This is a genomic window from Gloeotrichia echinulata CP02 (assembly GCA_038087035.1).
GTDB lineage: Bacteria > Cyanobacteriota > Cyanobacteriia > Cyanobacteriales > Nostocaceae > Gloeotrichia > Gloeotrichia echinulata.
The window spans coordinates 3430879-3452911 of the sequence record CP051187.1 but is presented as its reverse complement, the minus strand read 5'-3'; the positions used below and the strand labels follow the sequence as shown (position 1 = coordinate 3452911).

Annotated in this window: 4 protein-coding genes and 1 tRNA gene; 3 read left to right on the top strand and 2 right to left on the bottom strand. The window is 43.3% G+C overall.

The features are described 5' to 3' along the window. Positions 1 to 140: 140 nt before the first annotated feature. Complete coding sequence (locus HEQ19_15195) at positions 141 to 521, bottom strand: DUF4359 domain-containing protein (protein ID WYM00656.1); 381 nt, start codon at positions 519 to 521, stop codon at positions 141 to 143. A gap of 125 nt (positions 522 to 646) precedes the next feature. On the opposite strand from HEQ19_15195, the gene HEQ19_15190 reads away from it, so the two are divergent. Next, a tRNA-His gene (locus tag HEQ19_15190) sits at positions 647 to 719 on the top strand. 167 nt (positions 720 to 886) lie between these two features. Here the strand turns inward: HEQ19_15190 and HEQ19_15185 are convergent. After that, on the bottom strand, positions 887 to 2134 hold the full coding sequence (locus tag HEQ19_15185; GenBank protein ID WYM00655.1) for a transposase: 1248 nt from the start codon (positions 2132 to 2134) through the stop codon (positions 887 to 889). A 1540-nt stretch (positions 2135 to 3674) separates the two neighbouring features. Between HEQ19_15185 and HEQ19_15180 the strand changes: the two genes are divergently transcribed. Further along, positions 3675 to 4412: a hypothetical protein gene (locus HEQ19_15180; GenBank protein WYM00654.1), complete on the top strand. Its 738-nt coding sequence runs from the start codon at positions 3675 to 3677 to the stop codon at positions 4410 to 4412. Positions 4413 to 4696: 284 nt separating this feature from the next. After that, the gene (locus HEQ19_15175; GenBank protein WYM00653.1) at positions 4697 to 21796 is read left to right on the top strand and encodes a Calx-beta domain-containing protein; all 17100 of its coding nucleotides are present in this window, start codon (positions 4697 to 4699) and stop codon (positions 21794 to 21796) included. Positions 21797 to 22033: the final 237 nt, after the last annotated feature.

The window sequence follows — 22033 nt, the reverse complement described above, 5'->3', positions numbered from 1 at the left end:
CCATTTTACTGAAAGTTTGGGTCTAAAACCCCGTTCTTCTAGGACGGCCAGAATCAAAAATCTCTTGAGCATCACCAATTTCTCAAAATCTGACGCGCCCTACACGATACCGTCAACCGTCAACCGTCATGGGCTTTACCCTATTGCTGCTCGGCAGAGTAGGTATAAAAGTTATTAAATGCCCCCACGGTTTCAAATCGATAAGAAGGTATCAAATCACTCAATTTTAAATCTGTACGGTAAATACTAAAAAACAGTAAATTTTGCTGCTGCGTAGTTTGAGAGATGATTGGCCGGATTTGTGGACTAGCGGAATCTACAGCCTTTTCGCAATTGAAATGTATTAAATTTTCTATAATATTTTGTGTCTTTTTACAAACATCAGTCTTCAAGTAGTCCGTCAGCCGTTGCACTGCATAATTTTCATATTCAGCTTGACTGGGATTAGTCTTCGCCATTGTTACCCCCAAAGCAGCTAGTCCGGCTGCTGCTACATACGTTATAATAGTTAAGGCTTTCATATTTACCCAAAGTGGTTCATTGTAGTCTTCAGACTTCAAAGACTCGAAATTAAGTGAGTCCGTTCCTTTAACAAAAATTCTTTGGACAAAATCACCAAAGACGTGTTATACTCAAGAAGTAAATGGCGAGCGTAGCCAAGTGGTTAAGGCAGTGGTTTGTGGTACCACCATCCGTGGGTTCAAGTCCCATCGTTCGCCCTGGTTTTAAATAAAATAAATCCTGAAAGCTGGGAGATAGATTAGATTGCGGTTCTGATATCTCATAGTTTTCGCTCATTAATCGACCGATAAGGCACAAATGTAACCCTATGATACTAGCGTAGGTGATATTGATTGTGATGTATATAATTGACATCCTCCCACCACTAATTCGGAGTACCGAATATAGTGGGGGATTCCAAAGATCGCTCTTTGGGTTTCCTCTTTCCACGAGTTGACTTGCTTAAAGGAGTTTCCTCACTCAAGTATTGGTCAGTCTCTCCAGAGGCGTTAGTTCCGACGTGACCCGCCGTACTCAATCCTTTTGCTAAAATGTTCCGCGCTGCGTTCCAATCCCTATCTTGCGTATGCCCACAATGAGGACAAACATGAGTTCTGGTGCTAAGAGTCTTTTTGACAACCTCTCCACAATTAGAGCAATTCTGTGAGGTGTAATGTGGTGGAACGGCAACCGTGACAACACCAAACACCTTACCAAAATACTCAACCCATTCACGAAACAGCGACCATGAAGCGTCACTAATCGACTTAGCCAATCGGTGATTTTTCACCATATTTCGCACCATCAAATCCTCATACGCCACGAGGTCGTTAGACCTCACCACGCACCTTGCTGTCTTAACAGCAAAGTCTTTACGCTGGCGACTTACTTTGAGGTGTTTACGAGCAAGTTTATTTCTCAACTTAATTCTATTTTGAGAACCTTTTCTAGTCTTAGACATCCGCCGTTGCAAACGTCTCAAGGACTTTTCACTTTTACGAAGATGTCTAGGGTTGGCGACTGTTTCTCCGTTACTATCTGTATAGAAGTGGTTTAACCCCAGGTCAATACCAATAGTTTTACCAGTTGGTTCTCGCTTTTCTACTCGTTCATGGTCAATGCAAAACTGGCAATAATAGCCATCTGCACGACGGACAACCCGCACCCTTTTAAACTGTTTCCTGTGGTAGAAATGCAGGTCACGAGTTCCCCAGAGTTTAAAGGTTCCTGCTTGAAACCCATCGGAGAAAGTGATATACCTGCGGTCTTCAGAAAGCTTCCATCCACAGGTTTTGTATTCAACAGAGCCATGCGTTTGTTCTTTCTTGAACTTTGGAAATCCTTTTTTTCCTGGCTTATTTTTCTTGCAGTTATCAAGGAACCGAGCAATTGCAGACCACGCTCTTTCGGCACTGGCTTGACGAGCCATCGAATTAAGCTTGGTAGCATAAGGAAAATCTGGATTAGCAGCAAGCACAGCGCAATATGCGCTCAACTCGTATTTACCAATGCCCTTATTATCCATCCAGTATCGAACACAACTGTTGCGAACAAAACGAGCAGTACGGATAGCTTCATCCAGCTTTCGGTACTGCTCGTTCGTTCCTTCCAGTTTGGCTTCAAATACCAGCATTTTTACACTCAACTTAATAGTGTAATCATAATATGGATTTGCGAAAAACTCAACTGTTCCCTCTCCCACGCTTGCTTGAAAGCAAGTAATGGTCGTAGAACGTTTCGTTTTTCGCCCTCGATTCATCTCGCCGCCAAATCACAGATTATGGCGGGAGCCTTCTCTCCGAATAAGGTAAAATTACCTCATAAGCCTAACACTACACTTTGTAGGGTGCTAGGGTCAACCAATTTTGGATTTTGGATTTGCGTGCTTCGTAGCGTAAAGCCTACGGCATAGCTGCGCTTAGAGCGACGTAGGAGCGTCTTTTAGATTTTTACAGACACATGGGGTCTGCAAGGTACCCCAAAAATCTAAAATCCAAAACTTGTACTGAGCGTTCGCGCAGCGTCCCGCAGGGAAGTCGAAGTATCCAAAATCTAAAATTCGGAGGGTCAAGCAGACCCTAGTGTCAAGACTCTACCAGCGTTTCAGGTGAAGCTCCATTAATTTCACCAGATGTCTAGTAGTCTGTCAATTTTGTTTTGAGGGATTTTTGGTAGTGTGAGCGTCTCGCTCACGCGGGCAAGATGCCCGCACTACAGTCCATCATTTTTATCTTGACACAGTAGTGTGAGCGTCTCGCTCACGCGGGCAAGATGCCCGCACTACAGTCCATCATTTTTATCTTGACACAGTAGTGTGAGCGTCTCGCTCACGCGGGCAAGATGCCCGCACTACAGTCCATCATTTTTATCTTGACACAGTAGTGTGAGCGTCTCGCTCACGCGGGCAAGATGCCCGCACTACAGTCCATCATTTTTATCTTGACACAGTAGTGTGAGCGTCTCGCTCACGCGGGCAAGATGCCCGCACTACAGTCCATCATTTTTATCTTGACACAGTAGTGTGAGCGTCTCGCTCACGCGGGCAAGATGCCCGCACTACAGTCCATCATTTTTATCTTGACACAGTACTAGTAGTCTTCGTAAGATTATTTGCAACAATGCTATATTACATTTTGAAGTGCGGGATGTGGGTTTCAAGCCTCCCAGAAGTTTCGGAGCTTTTCAGAGGATTGGTTCCGCGATGAATTGAAGAAAATACTGGGATGAGGTGCTTGACAACTCAAACTAAGAATGTATTATGATAAATATACTGAGATATATCAAGGATTAAAAATGTATTAAAAATGTAATACTAGTTATAACTGCAGCAGTAGTAAGCGTTAAATTTGTTACTGGAGTTTAGACTAAAGTTGATTTGTAACCCTACAACCATTGTCACATAAAGGTTCTAGATTTAGGATTTCAAACAATCCCCAAAAGCATCAAAGCCTTATTCAGAGAGGCTTTCGTATTTTAATAGGTTGAAGTAGTCTAAACTCCAGCTTGTTAACTTACAGCTTTTTGCTGCGCGTCAACATCAAAAAAATTCTCAAAACTTTGAGGATTGCTGTAGTCGTTTGGCGTAAAAGAGACGATATATTCTTACCCACTGGCTTAATTTAACTAACCAATTTTATCTTGTCAACGAAAAACTACAGGGAGCTTGAGATTATATGAAACCGAATTTAGATGTTCAGGAATTTGCCATTGCTATTGCAGCAAAACGGCACAATCCGACAATTTTGACGCCAGATTTTCTCAAATACAGCGGTATTGTTCCTAGTGATTGGGAACTGGCTCGACAACCGATTTTGACGAATACTGCGGCGCAGGTAGTTTTTCAAAATGGTGTCAATATAATTGCGGAAGTAAATCGGGTTGTTTTCACTGAGTCTATTAGCACTAAAGAACCGCAAGATGTGGAAATTGCCACAATAGCGAATAAGTATTTGGCAACATTAGCGCAGGTGGAGTATCAGGGAATTGGGATTAATTTTCGCGGTCATGTTTTGTTGGAGGGAGAACAAAATACAGCGCGGAACTATATTTTGAAAACGTTGTTGAATCCTGGACCTTGGCAAGAGTTTGGGGAAGCGACTGTGCAAGCTGCTACGCGGTTTGTGTACACTTTTGAAGGGGTGCAGCTTAATTTAGATATTAATGAAGCTGGGTTACAATTGCCAGACCAAACAGTATTGCCAATTGTGCTATTTACGGCTAATTTTGGTCATGCAATATCTGGTGATGAGCCGAGTCAAAGGTTGGCTGGTTTAAGTCAAGTGATTGGTAATTGGGAGGGTGATTTAGAGATTTATAAAGAAGTTGTGAATACCAAGTTTTTTAATTCAGTTAGTTATCAATTAAATCCTGCAGCCGATGAATTAGTTATCCCCATAGCGCCAAATAACTAAGGTGTCGATGAGAATGAATAGGTAAATAGAACTTAGAGGTTGTTTGAAAAGTCTAATTTACTACTCACATTGGCGATTATAAACCGTGTCTACACAGACAAAACCCAAGATGTTTGTGTTAGTCCCACTAACCGAGGACAATACTTGTGTAGTTGTCACCTTTATTCGCCGAAAACTTTTTAAACAATCTCTAAAAGTGAATTTGCGATTAGGTAAGCCCACAACCTAAATAAGCTGGAAATAGAACCTGCATTAATAATTTATTAAAAAAGAAAAAACATCTTATGGCTACTCGTACTTGGAAAGCTGCTATTGACGGTTTTTGGGATATTGCTAATAACTGGACAGAAAACCAACTGCCCCTGAGTGGAGACGATGTTGTTATCAATTTTATTAATAACAATATTACGACTACTTATCGCAACAGTAATACTATACTCAATCTTTTTTCTTCGGAAGAAGCTTTTGTAATTTCTGGTGGATTACTAACTGTCAATAATATTCAAGTTAATAATATAGTTACCCTTAGTGGCGGGACTCTAGGATTCAACGGTACAACCGCCAGCGAAGTCAATAATTTTACCCTCAGTGGTGGCACCCTCACAGGCACCGGTGATTTAACCATTGAAACAGGTGGCACCTTCAACTGGACTGGGGGATATCAAACAGGTGCAGGTAAAACCATCATCCAAGGAACAGCTACACTCAGCGGTAACAATAAATTCCTTGGTAGTCGCACCATTGAAAACCAAGGTACAACAACTTGGACTGGTGGAGATATTTATCTCTATGACAGTGCTGTTTGGAATAACACCGACACGGGAGTCTTTGACATTCAAAGCGATCGCTATTTTTATCATTGGCAAGGTAATCAACCAAAACTGAATAATGCCGGCACACTGAAGAAAACCAACAGCACTGGTACGACTTATATCTCGACCCAGTTTAATAATACGGGGACTGTGCAGGTATCTAGTGGTACACTCAATTTACAAAGTGGTGGTACTAGTAGTGGCATATTTAAGGCAGATACTGGAGGCACATTACTCTTTAGCGGTGGTAATTATAACTTCACAGGTGGTTCACTCACGGGAAGTGGTGTAATTTCAATCAGTGGGGGAACGGTTTCTGTCAATGAGGCAACCGCCAGCGAAGTCAATAATTTTACCCTCAGTGGTGGCACCCTCACAGGCACCGGTGATTTAACCATTGAAACAGGTGGCACCTTCAACTGGACTGGGGGATATCAAACAGGTGCAGGTAAAACCATCATCCAAGGAACAGCTACACTCAGCGGTAACAATAAATTCCTTGGTAGTCGCACCATTGAAAACCAAGGTACAACAACTTGGACTGGTGGAGATATTTATCTCTATGACAGTGCTGTTTGGAATAACACCGACACTGGAGTCTTTGACATTCAAAGCGATCGCTATTTTTATCATTGGTATGGTAATCAACCAAAACTGAATAATGCCGGTATCCTGAAGAAAACCAACAGCACTGGTACGACTTATATCTCGACTCAGTTCAATAATACGGGGACTGTGCAGGTATCTAGTGGTACACTCAATTTACAGGGCGGTGGTACTAGTAGTGGCATATTTAAGGCAGATACTGGAGGCACATTACTCTTTAGCGGTGGTAATTACAACTTCACAGGTGGTTCACTCACGGGACAGGGAACCATCTCTGTCACAGGTGGTAACATCTCTGTCAATGAGGCAATTGTCAGCGAAGTCAACAACCTTACCCTTAGTGGCGGGACTCTAGGACTCAACGGTACAACTGCCAGCGAAGTCAATAATTTTACCCTCAGTGGTGGAAACCTCACAGGCACCGGTGATTTAACCATTGAAACAGGTGGCACCTTCAACTGGACTGGGGGATATCAAACAGGTGCAGGTAAAACCATCATCCAAGGAACAGCTACACTCAGCGGTAGCACTAAATACCTTGGTAGTCGCACCATTGAAAACCAAGGTACAACAACTTGGACTGGTGGAGATATTTATCTGTATAACAGTGCTGTTTGGAATAACACCGACACGGGAGTCTTTGACATTCAAAGCGATCGCTATTTTTATCATTGGTATGGTAATCAACCAAAACTGAATAATGCCGGCACACTGAAGAAAACCGCAGGAACAGGTACGACTTATATCTCGACTCAGTTCAATAATACGGGGACTGTGCAGGTATCTAGTGGTACACTCAATTTACAGGGCGGTGGTACTAGTAGTGGCATATTTAAGGCAGATACTGGAGGCACATTACTCTTTAGCGGTGGTAATTACAACTTCACAGGTGGTTCACTTACGGGAAGTGGTGTAATTTCAATCAGTGGGGGAACGGTTTCTGTCAATGAGGCAACCGCCAGCGAAGTCAATAATTTTACCCTCAGTGGTGGCACCCTCACAGGCACCGGTGATTTAACCATTGAAACAGGTGGCACCTTCAACTGGACTGGGGGATATCAAACAGGTGCAGGTAAAACCATCATCCAAGGAACAGCTACACTCAGCGGTAACAATAAATTCCTTGGTAGTCGCACCATTGAAAACCAAGGTACAACAACTTGGACTGATGGACATATTTATTTGTATGACGGTGCTGTTTGGAATAACACCGACACTGGAGTCTTTGACATTCAAAGCGATCGCTCTTTTGTTTATTATTATGGCAATCAATCAAAACTGAATAATGCCGGTATCCTGAAGAAAACCGCAGGAACAGGTACGACTTATATCTCGACTCAGTTCAATAATACGGGGACTGTGCAGGTATCTAGTGGTACACTCAATTTACAAAGTGGTGGTACTAGTAGTGGCATATTTAAGGCAGATACTGGAGGCACATTACTCTTTAGCGGTGGTAATTACAACTTCACAGGTGGTTCACTCACGGGACAGGGAACCATCTCTGTCACAGGTGGTAATATCTCTGTCAATGAGGCAATTGTCAGCGAAGTCAATAACCTTACCCTTAGTGGCGGGACTCTAGGATTCAACGGTACAACCGCCAGCGAAGTCAATAATTTTACCCTCAGTGGTGGCACCCTCACAGGCACCGGTGATTTAACCATTGAAACAGGTGGCACCTTCAACTGGACTGGGGGATATCAAACAGGTGCAGGTAAAACCATCATCCAAGGAACAGCTACACTCAGCGGTAACAATAAATTCCTTGGTAGTCGCACCATTGAAAACCAAGGTACAACAACTTGGACTGATGGACATATTTATTTGTATGACGGTGCTGTTTGGAATAACACCGACACTGGAGTCTTTGACATTCAAAGCGATCGCTCTTTTGTTTATTATTATGGTAATCAACCAAAACTGAATAATGCCGGCACACTGAAGAAAACCGCAGGAACAGGTACGACTTATATCTCGACTCAGTTCAATAATACGGGGACTGTGCAGGTATCTAGTGGTACACTCAATTTACAGGGCGGTGGTACTAGTAGTGGCATATTTAAGGCAGATACTGGAGGCACATTACTCTTTAGCGGTGGTAATTACAACTTCACAGGTGGTTCACTTACGGGAAGTGGTGTAATTTCAATCAGTGGGGGAACGGTTTCTGTCAATGAGGCAACCGCCAGCGAAGTCAATAATTTTACCCTCAGTGGTGGCACCCTCACAGGCACCGGTGATTTAACCATTGAAACAGGTGGCACCTTCAACTGGACTGGGGGATATCAAACAGGTGCAGGTAAAACCATCATCCAAGGAACAGCTACACTCAGCGGTAACAATAAATTCCTTGGTAGTCGCACCATTGAAAACCAAGGTACAACAACTTGGACTGATGGACATATTTATTTGTATGACGGTGCTGTTTGGAATAACACCGACACTGGAGTCTTTGACATTCAAAGCGATCGCTCTTTTGTTTATTATTATGGCAATCAATCAAAACTGAATAATGCCGGTATCCTGAAGAAAACCGCAGGAACAGGTACGACTTATATCTCGACTCAGTTCAATAATACGGGGACTGTGCAGGTATCTAGTGGTACACTCAATTTACAAAGTGGTGGTACTAGTAGTGGGAATTGGGCAGTTAACAATGGAGCGATTCTGCAATTTTCAAGTAATTATACCTTACAGGGAGGAACATTAGCCGGAAGTGGCACAATTATTGGTAATGTATCTAACCTCACGCAAATTAACCCCGGTGACGGCATTGGCACACTGAAAATTACAGGCAATTATACTCAAAGCACCAGCAGCAATCTCAATATTGAATTAGGAGGAGCTACTAATTATGATCGCCTCAATATTACAGGTAATGCCAGCCTAAACGGGAATTTAAATATTAGCTTAGTAAATGGATTTACTCCTATTCTTGGAGATCGCTATACTATCCTCGACTTTGGTGGCAATTTTAGTGGTGGCTTTACCAATATTACTGGCTTCAACCTCGGCAATGGATTACTTCTGCAATCATTAGTTGTCAATAAATCTTTAGTTTTAGATGTTGTTCAAGATGTCAACTATAAACCAGGCATCTTTTCTTTCAATGCGAATAATTTCAGTGTCAATGAAAATGGTACGCCTGTCAGTGCTGTTACCATCAATCGTACAGGTGGAACTGATGGTATCGCCAGTGTTACTTTAAACCCCACCGATGGCACAGCAAATGCACCAGCAGATTATAATAATGCTCCCATCGTTGTCAATTTTGCTAATGGTGAAGCTAGTAAAACGGTTACAATTCCTATTGTTAATGACACCATTTATGAAGGTGATGAAACACTAAATCTCACCCTGAGTAATCCAACAGGAGGAGCAACTCTAGGGACTCAAAAAACTTCTGCGCTAACGATTGTTGATAATGATTTACCAACTATTTCTATTGCGGTTGCTCCCACCAGCGTAGTAGAAGACGGCACAAATAACCTGATTTACACCTTTAACCGCAGTGGTAACACTTCCAATCCTTTAACTGTTAACTTTAACGTCGGCGGAAGCGCAAGTTTTAACAGTGACTATACCCAAAATGGGGCAGCAAGTTTTAATGGTACAAGTGGAACAATTACTTTTCTTGCAGGTTCTGATACAGCTACCTTAACGATAGATCCTACAGCAGATAATACCTTTGAATCTGATGAAACAGTTAGTTTAACTCTTGGTTCTAGTTCCAACTATACAATAGGAACTTTTGGGGCAATTACTGCCACAATTACGAATGATGATATAAATCCCGCTATTCTTTCCTTTAGTGCTAGTCAATTTAGTGTTAAGGAAGATGGGACACCAATTAGTACAGTTACTATCAATCGTGCTGGTAATAGTGTGGGTTCAGTTGGTGCAACCCTACAACTAAGTAATGGCACAGCTACTGCACCCACTGACTACAGCAATACCCCAATTACGATTAATTTTGCAGATGGCGAAACCAGTAAAACTCTTAATATTCCGATTGTTAACGACACTCAATTTGAACCAGATGAAACCATTAATTTAACCCTAACTAATCCCACAGGCGGTGCAACATTAGGAACTCAAAACACTGCTGTTCTCCAAATTATGGATAATGATGCCTCTAAATATGCCATTAAATTTAATGGCATTAATCAGCAGGCAGATTTGGGGACATGGTTCAACTATCAAAATTTTACTTTAGAAATGTGGGTGAAGGCAGGAGAAACACAGGTTCGATATGCCGACATCATTGATAACAACCATAGATCTAATCGTAGTTGGGTGGTGCAACAAAATGACTATGCAACAAATAATTATTATTTTGCTGTTAGTAGTTCTACGGGCGTAGGTACAGGTGTTTCCTTTGCTCTAACTCCAAATACATGGCAGCATTTGGCTTTCGTAAAAGACGTAAACTCTGTTTCCGTTTATATAGATGGAGTCCTTGTTAATTCTGCTTCTTACAGTGGTTCAATCAATTATGACGGAAGTCAATTTTTGCGCCTCGCAAATTGGGGAGTTGGAGGACGGAATTGGAATGGAAGCATGGATGAAGTGCGTATATGGAATACTGCTCGCACGGCTTCTGAAATAGTTAATAATTTTAATCAGTCTGTTGCACCAAATTCTACGGGCTTGGTGGCTTATTACCAGTTTAACGAACGCACAGGTAGCATATCAGCAGATGCAACCATTAATGGACGCACCGCAAGTTTAATCAATAATCCAGTATGGGTAGCCGAAAATCCTGTTGGGATATTATACTTCAGTCAAGCTAATTTTAGTGTCAATGAAGATGGGACTCCTGTTACTACTGTGACTGTGAATCGTACAGGAATTAGTACAGGTTCAGTCAGTGCCACAGTTAACCTGACAAATGGCACCGCTACTGCACCATCTGACTACAATAATGCGCTAATTACGGTTAACTTCGCCAATGGGGAAACGAGTAAAACTGTCAATATTCCCATTGTTGATGACACTCTAATTGATGGAAACGAAACAGTTAGTTTGAGCCTCGCTAATCCCAGCAATGGCGCAACACTAGGAACACAAAATACAGCAACTCTAATGATCGTAGATAACGATCTACCGAATACGGGTAATTGGACAAAGGTGACAAATGGGGGATTTGAAACAGGAGACTTAAGTGGTTGGTCTCTTTTATCCACTTATGGGAGAAATAATTCATGGACGATAACAAACGAACGTTCTGTTTCTGGTAACTTCAGTGCAAAAGCAAACACGAATACGGGTTTCAATGGTGCTGGATATGCTCTAAAAAGAGCGGTTACAGGATTGACAGCAGGAGCGAGATATGTATTAAGTGGTTTTATTTACACAGGGGACTTAACAAGCGGAAGTACTTATCTCGATCTCGATGATATTGCTAACGATCCACAACCTGGCGTTGATGCAGATTCTCGCGCTTTAAATGGTATTAATCAATGGCAATTTGTCTGGAAAGAATTTGTTGCTCCCTCTAATCAGGTTACAGTCAGATTGGTACGAGATGGAGAAGTAAAAGCTGGAGAATCTGTCTACATCGATGAAGTAGCGATTACTCCTATCAGCCAATTTGTTTCTCCTGTTTCATCAGGAATTCTAGCCTTTAGTCAAGCTGGTTACAGTGTCAATGAAGATGGCACACCTATTGCTGCTGTCACGGTAACTCGCACAGGTGGTAGTTTTGGCACAGTCAGCGCCACAATTAACCTCACAAATGGCACTAGTACCGCAGAATCTGACTACAATAATGCGCCAATTACGGTTAACTTTGCAGATGGAGAAACCAGTAAAACTGTCACCATTCCCATCATTGATGACAGTCAATTTGAACCAGATGAAACCATTAACTTAACTTTGAATAACCCTACCAATGGCGCACAACTTGGTACACAGAACACTGCCACACTGACTATTATTAATAATGACGCACCTGTTGTTGTCCGTCCTATCAGTTATGATATGCTGAACGGGAATACAGGTTCTTATAATTACTGGGACGAAAGTTATACAGGAACAGGTAATAAATTTCAAAATCTGGCTTCTCTTAGTGGGGGACTAGGCGATTTAACTGATGGAATCATTCCCACGGAAAACTGGCAAGTTTTAGAAGCACCACAAGGAGCAGGTCCCTATGTCGGTTGGACAATCAATCCAAGTATTACCTTCAACTTTGCTAAGATAGTTAATATAGATACGGTTACAGTTTATGTCGATGACTCCAATGGTTATGGGGGAGTTAGTGTTCCTCAAAGCATAAATTTGAGCATGGGAGGAGCGTCCTATAACTCTGGCACACTTATTGACCCGCCGACCTCAAATCCAACCTTTTATACATTTTCTGGATTAGGATTTCAAGGATCTGCTTTAACATTAACCCTCAATCGCCGCAATTCTTGGGTATTTTTAAGTGAAGTCAGTTTTTTAGGATTTGAAGAGAATGCTTCTGCTGGCATCTTAGCATTTAGTCAACCTACTTTTAGCGTTAATGAAAATGGGACACCGATTCAGCAGATTACTATTAATCGTACAGGTCAAAGTAATGGGAATGTTAGCGCGACCCTAAACCTAACAAATGGCACCGCTACCGCACCATCTGACTACAACAACACCCCAATAACCGTCAACTTCGCCAACGGAGAAACCAGTAAAACCGTCACCATACCCATCGTCAACGACACGAAATTTGAACCAAACGAAACCATTAACTTAACCCTCACCAACCCCCTAGGCGGAGCAACATTAGGAACTCAAACGACAGCACAGCTAACCATCATTAATGATGATGCACCCCAACCAGGAACAGTTAGCTTCAACACAGCAAACTACACCGTCAACGAAAATGGCACAGCGAATATTAATCTAATTCGTAGCGGGGGAAGTGACGGCGAAATTAGTGTTACTGTAACACCCACAGATGGCACAGCTACAGCCGTCAGTGATTATAATAATTCACCAATTACAGTCACTTTCGCCGAGGGAGAAACCAGCAAGACGGTAACAATTCCCCTCACTGATGACAGCATTTACGAACCAAATGAAACCGTTAATTTAACCCTAAATAATCCCACAGGTGGCGCGAACCTAGGAACACAAAGCACAGCCATCCTCAACATCATTGATAACGATGCAGTACCAGGAGTAATTCAATTTAGCAACGCCACCTATTCCATCAATGAAAATGGCACACCTGTCACCGCAGTCACCCTAACTCGGAATAACGGAAGTGATGGAAATGTCAGCGCCAGAATTAACTTGAGTAATGGCACCGCCACCGCACCATCTGACTACAACAACACCCCAATAACCGTCAACTTCGCCAACGGAGAAACCAGCAAAACCGTCACCATTCCCATCGTCAACGACACACAATTTGAACCAAACGAAACCATCAACTTAACCCTCACCAACCCCCAAGGCGGAGCAACATTAGGAACTCAAACCACAGCACAGCTAACCATCATTAATGATGATGCACCCCAACCAGGAACAGTTAGCTTCAACACAGCAAACTACACCGTCAACGAAAATGGCACAGCAAATATTAATCTAATTCGTAGCGGGGGAAGTGATGGCGAAATTAGTGTTACTGTAACTCCTGTAGATGGCACAGCTACAGCAGTCAGTGATTATAATAATTCACCAATTACAGTCACTTTCGCCAACGGAGAAACCAGCAAAACAGTAACAATTCCCCTCACTGATGACACAATTTACGAACCCACAGAAACCGTCAATTTAACTTTAACTAATCCCACAGGTGGCGCCACCCTAGGAACACAAAATACAGCCATCCTCAACATCATTGATAATGATGCAGTACCAGGAGTAATTGAATTTAGTGCGGCTGAGTATACTGTCAATGAAGATGGTACACCAGTGACGGCTGTTACCCTGACTCGCACTAATGGTAGTGATGGTGCAGTTAGTGTCAGAGTTAATTTGAGTAATGGTACAGCAACTGCACCCAGCGATTATCTTAGTAACCCAATTACCGTTAACTTCACCAATGGGGAAACGAGTAAAATTGTCAATATCCCCATTGTTGATGATACGATTTTTGACCCTAATCAAACCTTTAATATCACCCTCTCGAATCCTACTAATGGTGCAACTATCGGGAGTCAAAATAATGCTACTGTCACAATCATTGATAATGACAGTCCAAGTCTCTCAGTTGTTTTCAACGTAGAAAATGTTAACGAAACAGAGACAGCTACAGGAACAATTACGCGCAATACAGAAGATACATCAACTGAGTTAATTGTCACCTTAGAATCCAGCGACACTACAGAAGCAACTGTTCCGCAAACTGTCACTATACCTGTAAATCAATCTTCAGTCACCTTTACAGTGACAGCAGTAGGCGATGAAATTTTTGATGCTAATCAAGCGATAACAATTACTGCTTCGGCGACTGGGTTCAATAGTGGAACAGATAATATTACTATCAACAATATTGATTTAGCAGATTTAGTTGTTAGTAATATTGTTGCTCCTATTGAAGCATTTTCAGGACAGTCCATTGAACTTGTCTGGACACTGACAAACCAAGGGAATGCGGAAGCTAGCGGAACTTGGACAGATAATTTGTTCCTCTCCCAAGATGCGGTAGTAGGTAACGATCAACTCTTGGGTAGCTTTAGCTTTACTGGTAGCATTGCTCCAGGAGCTTCTATTGAACGTCGTCAGCTAGTCACTTTACCTTTGACTATTAGTGGCGATCGCACTTTAATCTTACAAACTGATGCCAACAATCAACTCAAAGAGCGTCCAGGAACTGAAGGCAATAATACCACAATAGACGATCGCTCCATCCAAATTCGCCTCGCTCCCATTCCCAACCTCCAAGTCTCCAGCGTCACTGCTCCCCCCACAGCCTTCTCCAGTCAAGAAACCGTCGTACAATGGACAGTCACCAATAACGGCACCGGCGCCACCAGCGCCCCCTTCTGGTATGATAATGTCTGGCTCTCCCTCGATAACACCTTAGATAATACTGATACCTACTTAGGTCAAGCAAGCAATGTCAGTTACCTCAACGTCGGCGAAAGTTACACCAACAGCCTCACAGCTAAGTTACCCAGAGGTATCGATAGTAACTATTACTTCTTGGTGAAGACAGACGCCAATAATAACGTCTTTGAATTTGACAACGAAAATGACAATTTCGGTGTTGGTGGACCGACAGACGTTGATTTAACACCACCGCCAGATTTCCAAGTTACCGCAGTCAACGCCCCGGCTCAAGGTTTTTCAGGACAACCGCTGAATTTAACTTGGACAGTCACAAATCAGGGGACGGGTAAGAATTTAGAGACATCCTGGTATGATGAAGTTTTCATGTCAGCCGATGATGTCTTGGATGGGGTAGATCGCTCTTTGGGCAAATTCTACCGCAGTGGTACACTCAACGCAGGCACTGGTTACAACGTCAGCCAGACAGTTACTCTCCCAATTGGTGTTAGCGGCGATTTCTTCTTCTTTGTGCGGACTGATGCGGGAAATCAGGTTTACGAAAATGTCTTTGAAAGCAACAACACTGGTTACGATACCACAGCCACGAAAATCAATCTTACACCACCGCCAGATTTAGAAGTTGAATTTGTTGATGCACCCGCAACAGCATCAGCAAGTCGTCCCCTCACTATTAATTACCGCGTTACTAACTTTGGCGCAACGGCTACACCTAATTCTTCTTGGACTGACACATTTTATCTGTCAACAGATACCCAGTTAGACCCGAACACAGATTTAAAACTGGGTGAACGCAGTCGCTTTGGCACCTTGGATATTGGCGCTAGTTACGATAACTCTGCTACCTTCACCCTACCTAATGGTTTCAGCGGTACATACTACGCCTTTGTTGTTACCGATAGCACCAATACTGTCTTTGAATTGAATAACGACAATAATGTTGTCTTCGATACCACTGCAATTAATATTGCTTCCCTCCCCGGAGATTTAGTAGTCACTGATGTCACCACCCCAAGTACAGTAGAAGCAGGTAAAGCACTCACGGTTAATTGGACTGTCACTAACCAAGGAACTGGTGATACAGTTGTGAGCAGTTGGGTTGACCGAGTTTATGTTTCCACTGACGCGGTGATTGGTAATGGCGATGACGTTTTACTCAGTACATTTACTCGCAACGGCTTACTGAATGTCGGCGGGTCTTATTCTCGCAGTGAGTTGGTAGGAATTCCCTTTAATTTAGTGGGGAATTACCAGCTTTTTGTCGTCACAGATAGCAATAACAACGTTTATGAAGTTGCGGGTGAAACTAACAATAGTTCTACACCGAAACAGATTGCAATCACCCGACAAACCCCCGATTTGCAGGTTGTTGAAGTCAGCGGTAACTCACAAACTGGTTTAGCCGCTGAACCTGTGACTGTTAACTGGACAGTGAAAAATTTCGGCAGTGGTCAGACCAACGTTAGCTTCTGGTATGATGCCATATATTTGTCTAGTGACCAAAATTTAGGGGACAGCAACGATATTTATTTGGGAAGAGTCCGTCGTAGTAATAGTTTGGCGGTGGGTGACGAGTATGAAGCTTCAGCTACATTTACCGCACCCTTAAACGCCGTGGGTAACTTCTATACGATTGTGCGGACTGATAGCGACAACCAAGTTTTAGAAGACCCCCTAGAGAATAATAATAATGGTGTGTCTGTTGGTACAATTAGCATTGCTGCCAATACCAATCCTAACCCCAATCCTAATCCCACTCCTAACCAACCACCGACAAACTTACCGCCAGAATTTTCTCCTGATTTGGTGGTGACTGGGGTGAATGCGCCGGAAACGGGAATTAGCGGTCAGTCTTTTGCGGTTAGCTGGACTGTCCAGAATAATCGATACAGCACCGGAAATCGTTCTTGGTATGATGCGGTTTATCTCTCCCGTGACCAAGTATTTGACCGCAGTACGGATATTTATTTAGGGATTAAGTATCAAAGTAATTTAGCAACGGGAGAATCTTATACAGCCACTCAGTCATTTACCATTCCCAGAGGATTGTCGGGACCATTTTATGTATTTGCAGTGACTGACGGTGGTAATAATATCAACGAGAGCGATCGCGAGTTAAATAATATTGGCTACGATGGCAATTCTACAGAAATTAGTCTGTCACAACCTGCAGATTTGGTCGTCGGGACAATTACCATCCCTGCTAATGGCGTACCAGGGCAAAATGCTACCATCAGCTACACGGTAAATAATCAAGGACAAAATCCGGCTTTGGGTAGTTGGTCTGATTCAATTTACATCTCAGCGGATAATCAATGGGATGTAAATGATGCTTTGTTTGGTAAATTGCAACACTTTGGTGATGTGGCTAGCGGTGGTAGTTATAGTCAGACTTTGACTGCTCCGTTACCTGGATTATTGCCTGGGAATTATTATGCGATCGTTCGCAGTGATATTCGCAATCAAATTTCTGAGTCGAATGAAAGTAATAATATCACTGCTTCGTTGAACCAGTTTGCGGCTGATGCGGAACGATTGGATTTGGGAACTGCGGATACTGGTAGTTTAGGACAAGGACAAGCTGCTTACTACAAAGTTGATGTCGCTGCGGGTGAGACGTTGCGGGTGAAGTTTGATAGTGCTTCGACTACGGCGGCGAATGAGTTGTATATTCGTTATGGTGATGTACCGAGTCGCGCCCAGTTTGATTTTGGATTTACGCAAGCATTATCACCAGATCAAGAGGTGGTCATTCCCACAACAAAAGCAGGTACTTATTATGTCTTAGCGTATGGGCAAACAGTTCCTGAATTTCAACCTAGTTTCACGGTTGAAGCTAAACTTCTGGATTTTGAAATTCGCTCTTTATCAACGAATACTGGAGGGAATGCAGGTAAGGTAACAGTAGAAATTTCCGGGGCAAAATTTGATACGGGGACTACCTTTACTCTTACAGATGAAAGTTTAGGTGTTGAGATAACTGCTAGTCGTTTGGATTTGATTGATTCTACTAAGGTATTTGCTACTTTTGACTTAAAAGGAAGCAAGGCTGGTCTTTATGATTTAGTTGCGAAGAATAGCAAAAATCAAACTGCTAAGTTACAGGATAGTTTCACCGTTGTTGAAGGGGGTAAAGCCAATCTTGTTACTGATATTGTTGCGCCATCAGCTGTCAGACCCGGTGTTGTCGTTCCCATCACCATTCAATTTGCCAACAACGGAAATATTGATCTTGATAGTCCTTTAGTTCTATTGGCTAGCGAAACAAAAGCTCCTATTTCTCTCACAAGACAAGAACTGCGTAATCAAACAAATTTAGAGTTTGTTTTACAAGCAGAAAATAGTCCTTTTGGTGTTTTGGCTCCAGGAGCGACTGGTTCAATCACCTTTTATGCCAAAGCACTCGACTCCCTCGGTTCCCTTGATTTTTCTCTAAATGTTCTTGATAATCCTACTACATCTTTAAATTGGAATTCCTATATCAAGACAATAGAAAGCCAATCTCCTGAATTATTTAGCGATCCAACGTTTACTACGAATTTCTGGAATATTTTCCGAACCTCGGTTGGTCAAACGGTTGGTGAATTGCAAGCTAATTTGGCCGAAACTCAACAACTATTATTATCTAGCCAGCAAAATGAGTCACAAAGTCTAGGAACAACGCTTTCAAAAGAGGACTATCCCACTGTCTCTCTAGAAGATTTCTATAACATTGCTCTTTTAAACGCTAGTTACTTAGCAGATGAACCTATTGCCAATCAAGGGATTAGCAGTCTAATAGCAACATTTTCAGATAACGAAGCTACTCCAGTCTCTTTTGTCGGAGGTAATGCAGTACGTCAATCAAAACAACGCGGAGATTTAGATCCGATAAATATTTATTTCAATGTTTGGCGTAATAACAGTCGAGATGAGACTGGATATATTGATCTCAGTAAAAAAACATACGTTATCACCCACGGCTATCGGAGCACAGGAGGGAATCCCGATAATCAATTCCAACCAACAGATTGGAGCAGAGCCATGGCTAATGCTATTCAAACTAAGGATGCAGGGGCTAATGTGATCATCGTCGATTGGCAAGAAGGTGCTAAAATTCGCTGGTTCGATAGCATCTATGAGAAAGCTAGTCAATATGTGCAAGTGGTTGGCGATGAAATTGCCGAATATTTAATTAACACTGGTTACAATCCCAGTAATGTAACGCTAATTGGGCATAGTTTGGGAGCGCAAGCATCAGGTGATGCTGGCGAATGGTATCTATTAAAAACTAGGCAAAAACTAGGTGAAATTATCGCTCTAGATGCGGCTGGTCCTTTATTTGAACGCCGTGGACGACAATTTATTGTTGATTCCTCCGATGCAAACAATGTTATCGGCATTCATACATCTGATTGGTTGGGCTACGATGATCCTTTTGGTCATAAAGATCTGTACATCAATCCACTCAGGAATCGAGATTTATTTGCTGATGTATCATATCGTCATCCAGGAATAATCACTTTCGTAGGCGATCATAGCTATGCCTATGAAATACTGACTCGACTGTTGAATAAGGGAGAGGAAGGAATTACTGATCCTAATTCTAAGAAAAACCTCAATTTAACATTGCCCCAAGCTGGTAATGTTTTGGGTAGTATTAACAATCCCAATCAATATGATGATGGTCCAGGCATTGACAAAATCTGGGATTTTCATGAAACAGAGTTCGAAGTTCAGTTAGATGCTAATACAATTCAAGAAAATAGCCCCAATGGAAGTCTTATTGGGAAATTGAGTGCTAAAGGATTCCGTCTTCAAGATAATTTTACTTTTGAGCTTGTTGATAATGCCGATGGTAGATTCCGCATAAATAATAGAAATGAGCTAGTTGTTGCCGATGGCTCAAAATTGGATTACGAAAGCAAAACTAATCACAACATAGATGTTAAAACTTCTTATTTAATTGGCGGACGAATATACGATATTTTATCTGTTTTTAAGATACAACTTATTGATGTAGATGAAACCAAATTACCCGAAGAACCAAAGATAAAAATACCCATCGTCGCCCCCATTGACCCCAACGACATCCTCGGACCCGCCGGCTTTGGCGAAGAAAAATGGCTCACCGCCTCCTCAACCCTCCCCTACACCATCCGCTTTGAAAACCTAGCCAGCGCCACCGCACCCGCCCAACAAGTCGTCATCACCCAACAACTCGACCCCGACCTCGACTTCCGCACCTACCGCGTCGGCGACTTCGGCTGGGGCGACCTCTTCTTCGACGTACCCGACAACCGCGCCTTCTACAACCAACGCCTAGACCTCACCGCCACCAAGGGCTACTATGTAGATGTCAGCGCAGGTATCGATGTCACCACTGGCGAAGCCTTCTGGACAATTACCACTATCGACCCCAACACCGGCGAAATCCCAGAAGATGCTCTAGCAGGTTTCCTCCCCCCCAACAATGAAGATGGTGTGGGCGATGGCTTCGTCAACTACAGCATCCGCGCCAAACGAAACGTGCAAACAGGCGCAGTAATTGACGCCGAAGCGCGAATTGTCTTCGACACAGAAGAACCCATCGACACCCCGCCCATCTTCAACACTATCGACGCAGGCACCCCCAACAGTACAGTCAACGTCCTACCCGCCACATCCCAACCAGGAGAATTCCTCGTAACTTGGTCAGGTAGCGATGACAGCAACGGTTCAGCCTTAGCCAACTACACCATCTACGTTTCCGACAACGGTGCAGACTTCACCCCCTGGTTAGAAAACACCACCCTCACCGAAGCCAATTACATCGGTGAAGCCGGTCACACTTACGCCTTCTACAGTGTCGCCCGTGACAACGCCGGCAACACAGAAGCCGCACCCAGCACCGCCGACGCCCAAACTACTATACCAGGCTCCACCATCCTCGGATTCGGTGCCGCCACCTACAGTATTAATGAAGATGGCACACCAGTAACAGCCGTCACCATCAACCGAGATGGTAGCAATGGCACCCTCAGCGCCACCCTCACCTTGGCGAATGGGACTGCAACAGCACCCGCTGACTACGACAATACCCCAATTACCGTCAACTTTGCCGATGGCGAAACCAGCAAAACCGTCACCATCCCCATTGTTAATGATGCAGTAGCCGAAGGGAACGAAACCTTCACCCTCAACCTGGGAACTAGCAGCGACTATCAATTGGGTGATATCTCCACCACCACCGTCACCATCACCGACAACGACACCGCAGGCGTCACCATCACCCAATCTGGCGGTACCACCAACGTCACCGAAGGCGGCGCAACGGATACGTACACCGTCGCCCTCACCAGCCAACCGACAGCGGATGTCAACATTGCCCTGTCGAATACACAAACTGCGACCAATGTCAACACACTAACCTTCACCGCCGCTAACTGGAATATCGCCCAAACGGTGACGGTGACAGCAATTGATGATGCAGCAATTGAAGGTAATCACAGTGGTATTATTACTCATACTGCCACCAGCAGCGATACCAATTACAACGCCATTAACATTGGTGCAGTCAACGTCAACATTACTGACAACGACTTTAATGTTATCACCGGCAATATCAGCAATCCCCGCGACCCGTTAACAGGTACTGCAGCCAATGACCGCATCGTTGGCGGTGCTGGTGCGAAAACCATCACAGGCGGTATGGGGAATGATGAGTTTGTTTATACCAATCTCCGGGACGTGGGTCAGCGCATCGCTGATTTTACGGTGGGTGAAGATAAAATTGTGATTACACAGCTACTCAGTAGTATTGGTTATCAGGGTACGAATCCGATTAATGATGGGTATGTGCAGTTTATTCAAGGTAGTACAGCTAACAGCACGGTACTGCAAATTGACCGGGATGGTCCAACTGGTTCGGCGATTTTCCGCAATTTCCTGCAGTTGGATAATGTGACGCCAACTCAGATTAACAACACCAACAACTTCGTGTTTTAGCCTAGCGAGGTTTATGTAAAAAAAGAGAAGGATTCGGTGGTATGTTATGAATAATTTTTCACTACTCCCTCATCTCCGTCATTCCCCTTACAGCATCTTAGAGTAAATAGACCACATTTGTCGTAGGGGCACAGCACTGCTGTGCCCTGAGAGTGTGGTTATTGTGTGAAAACTGCTGTAACAAGCGTGCCGGCTTCTCTACGAACGCTCTGCGTGTCACAGACAGAGGCTACGCCA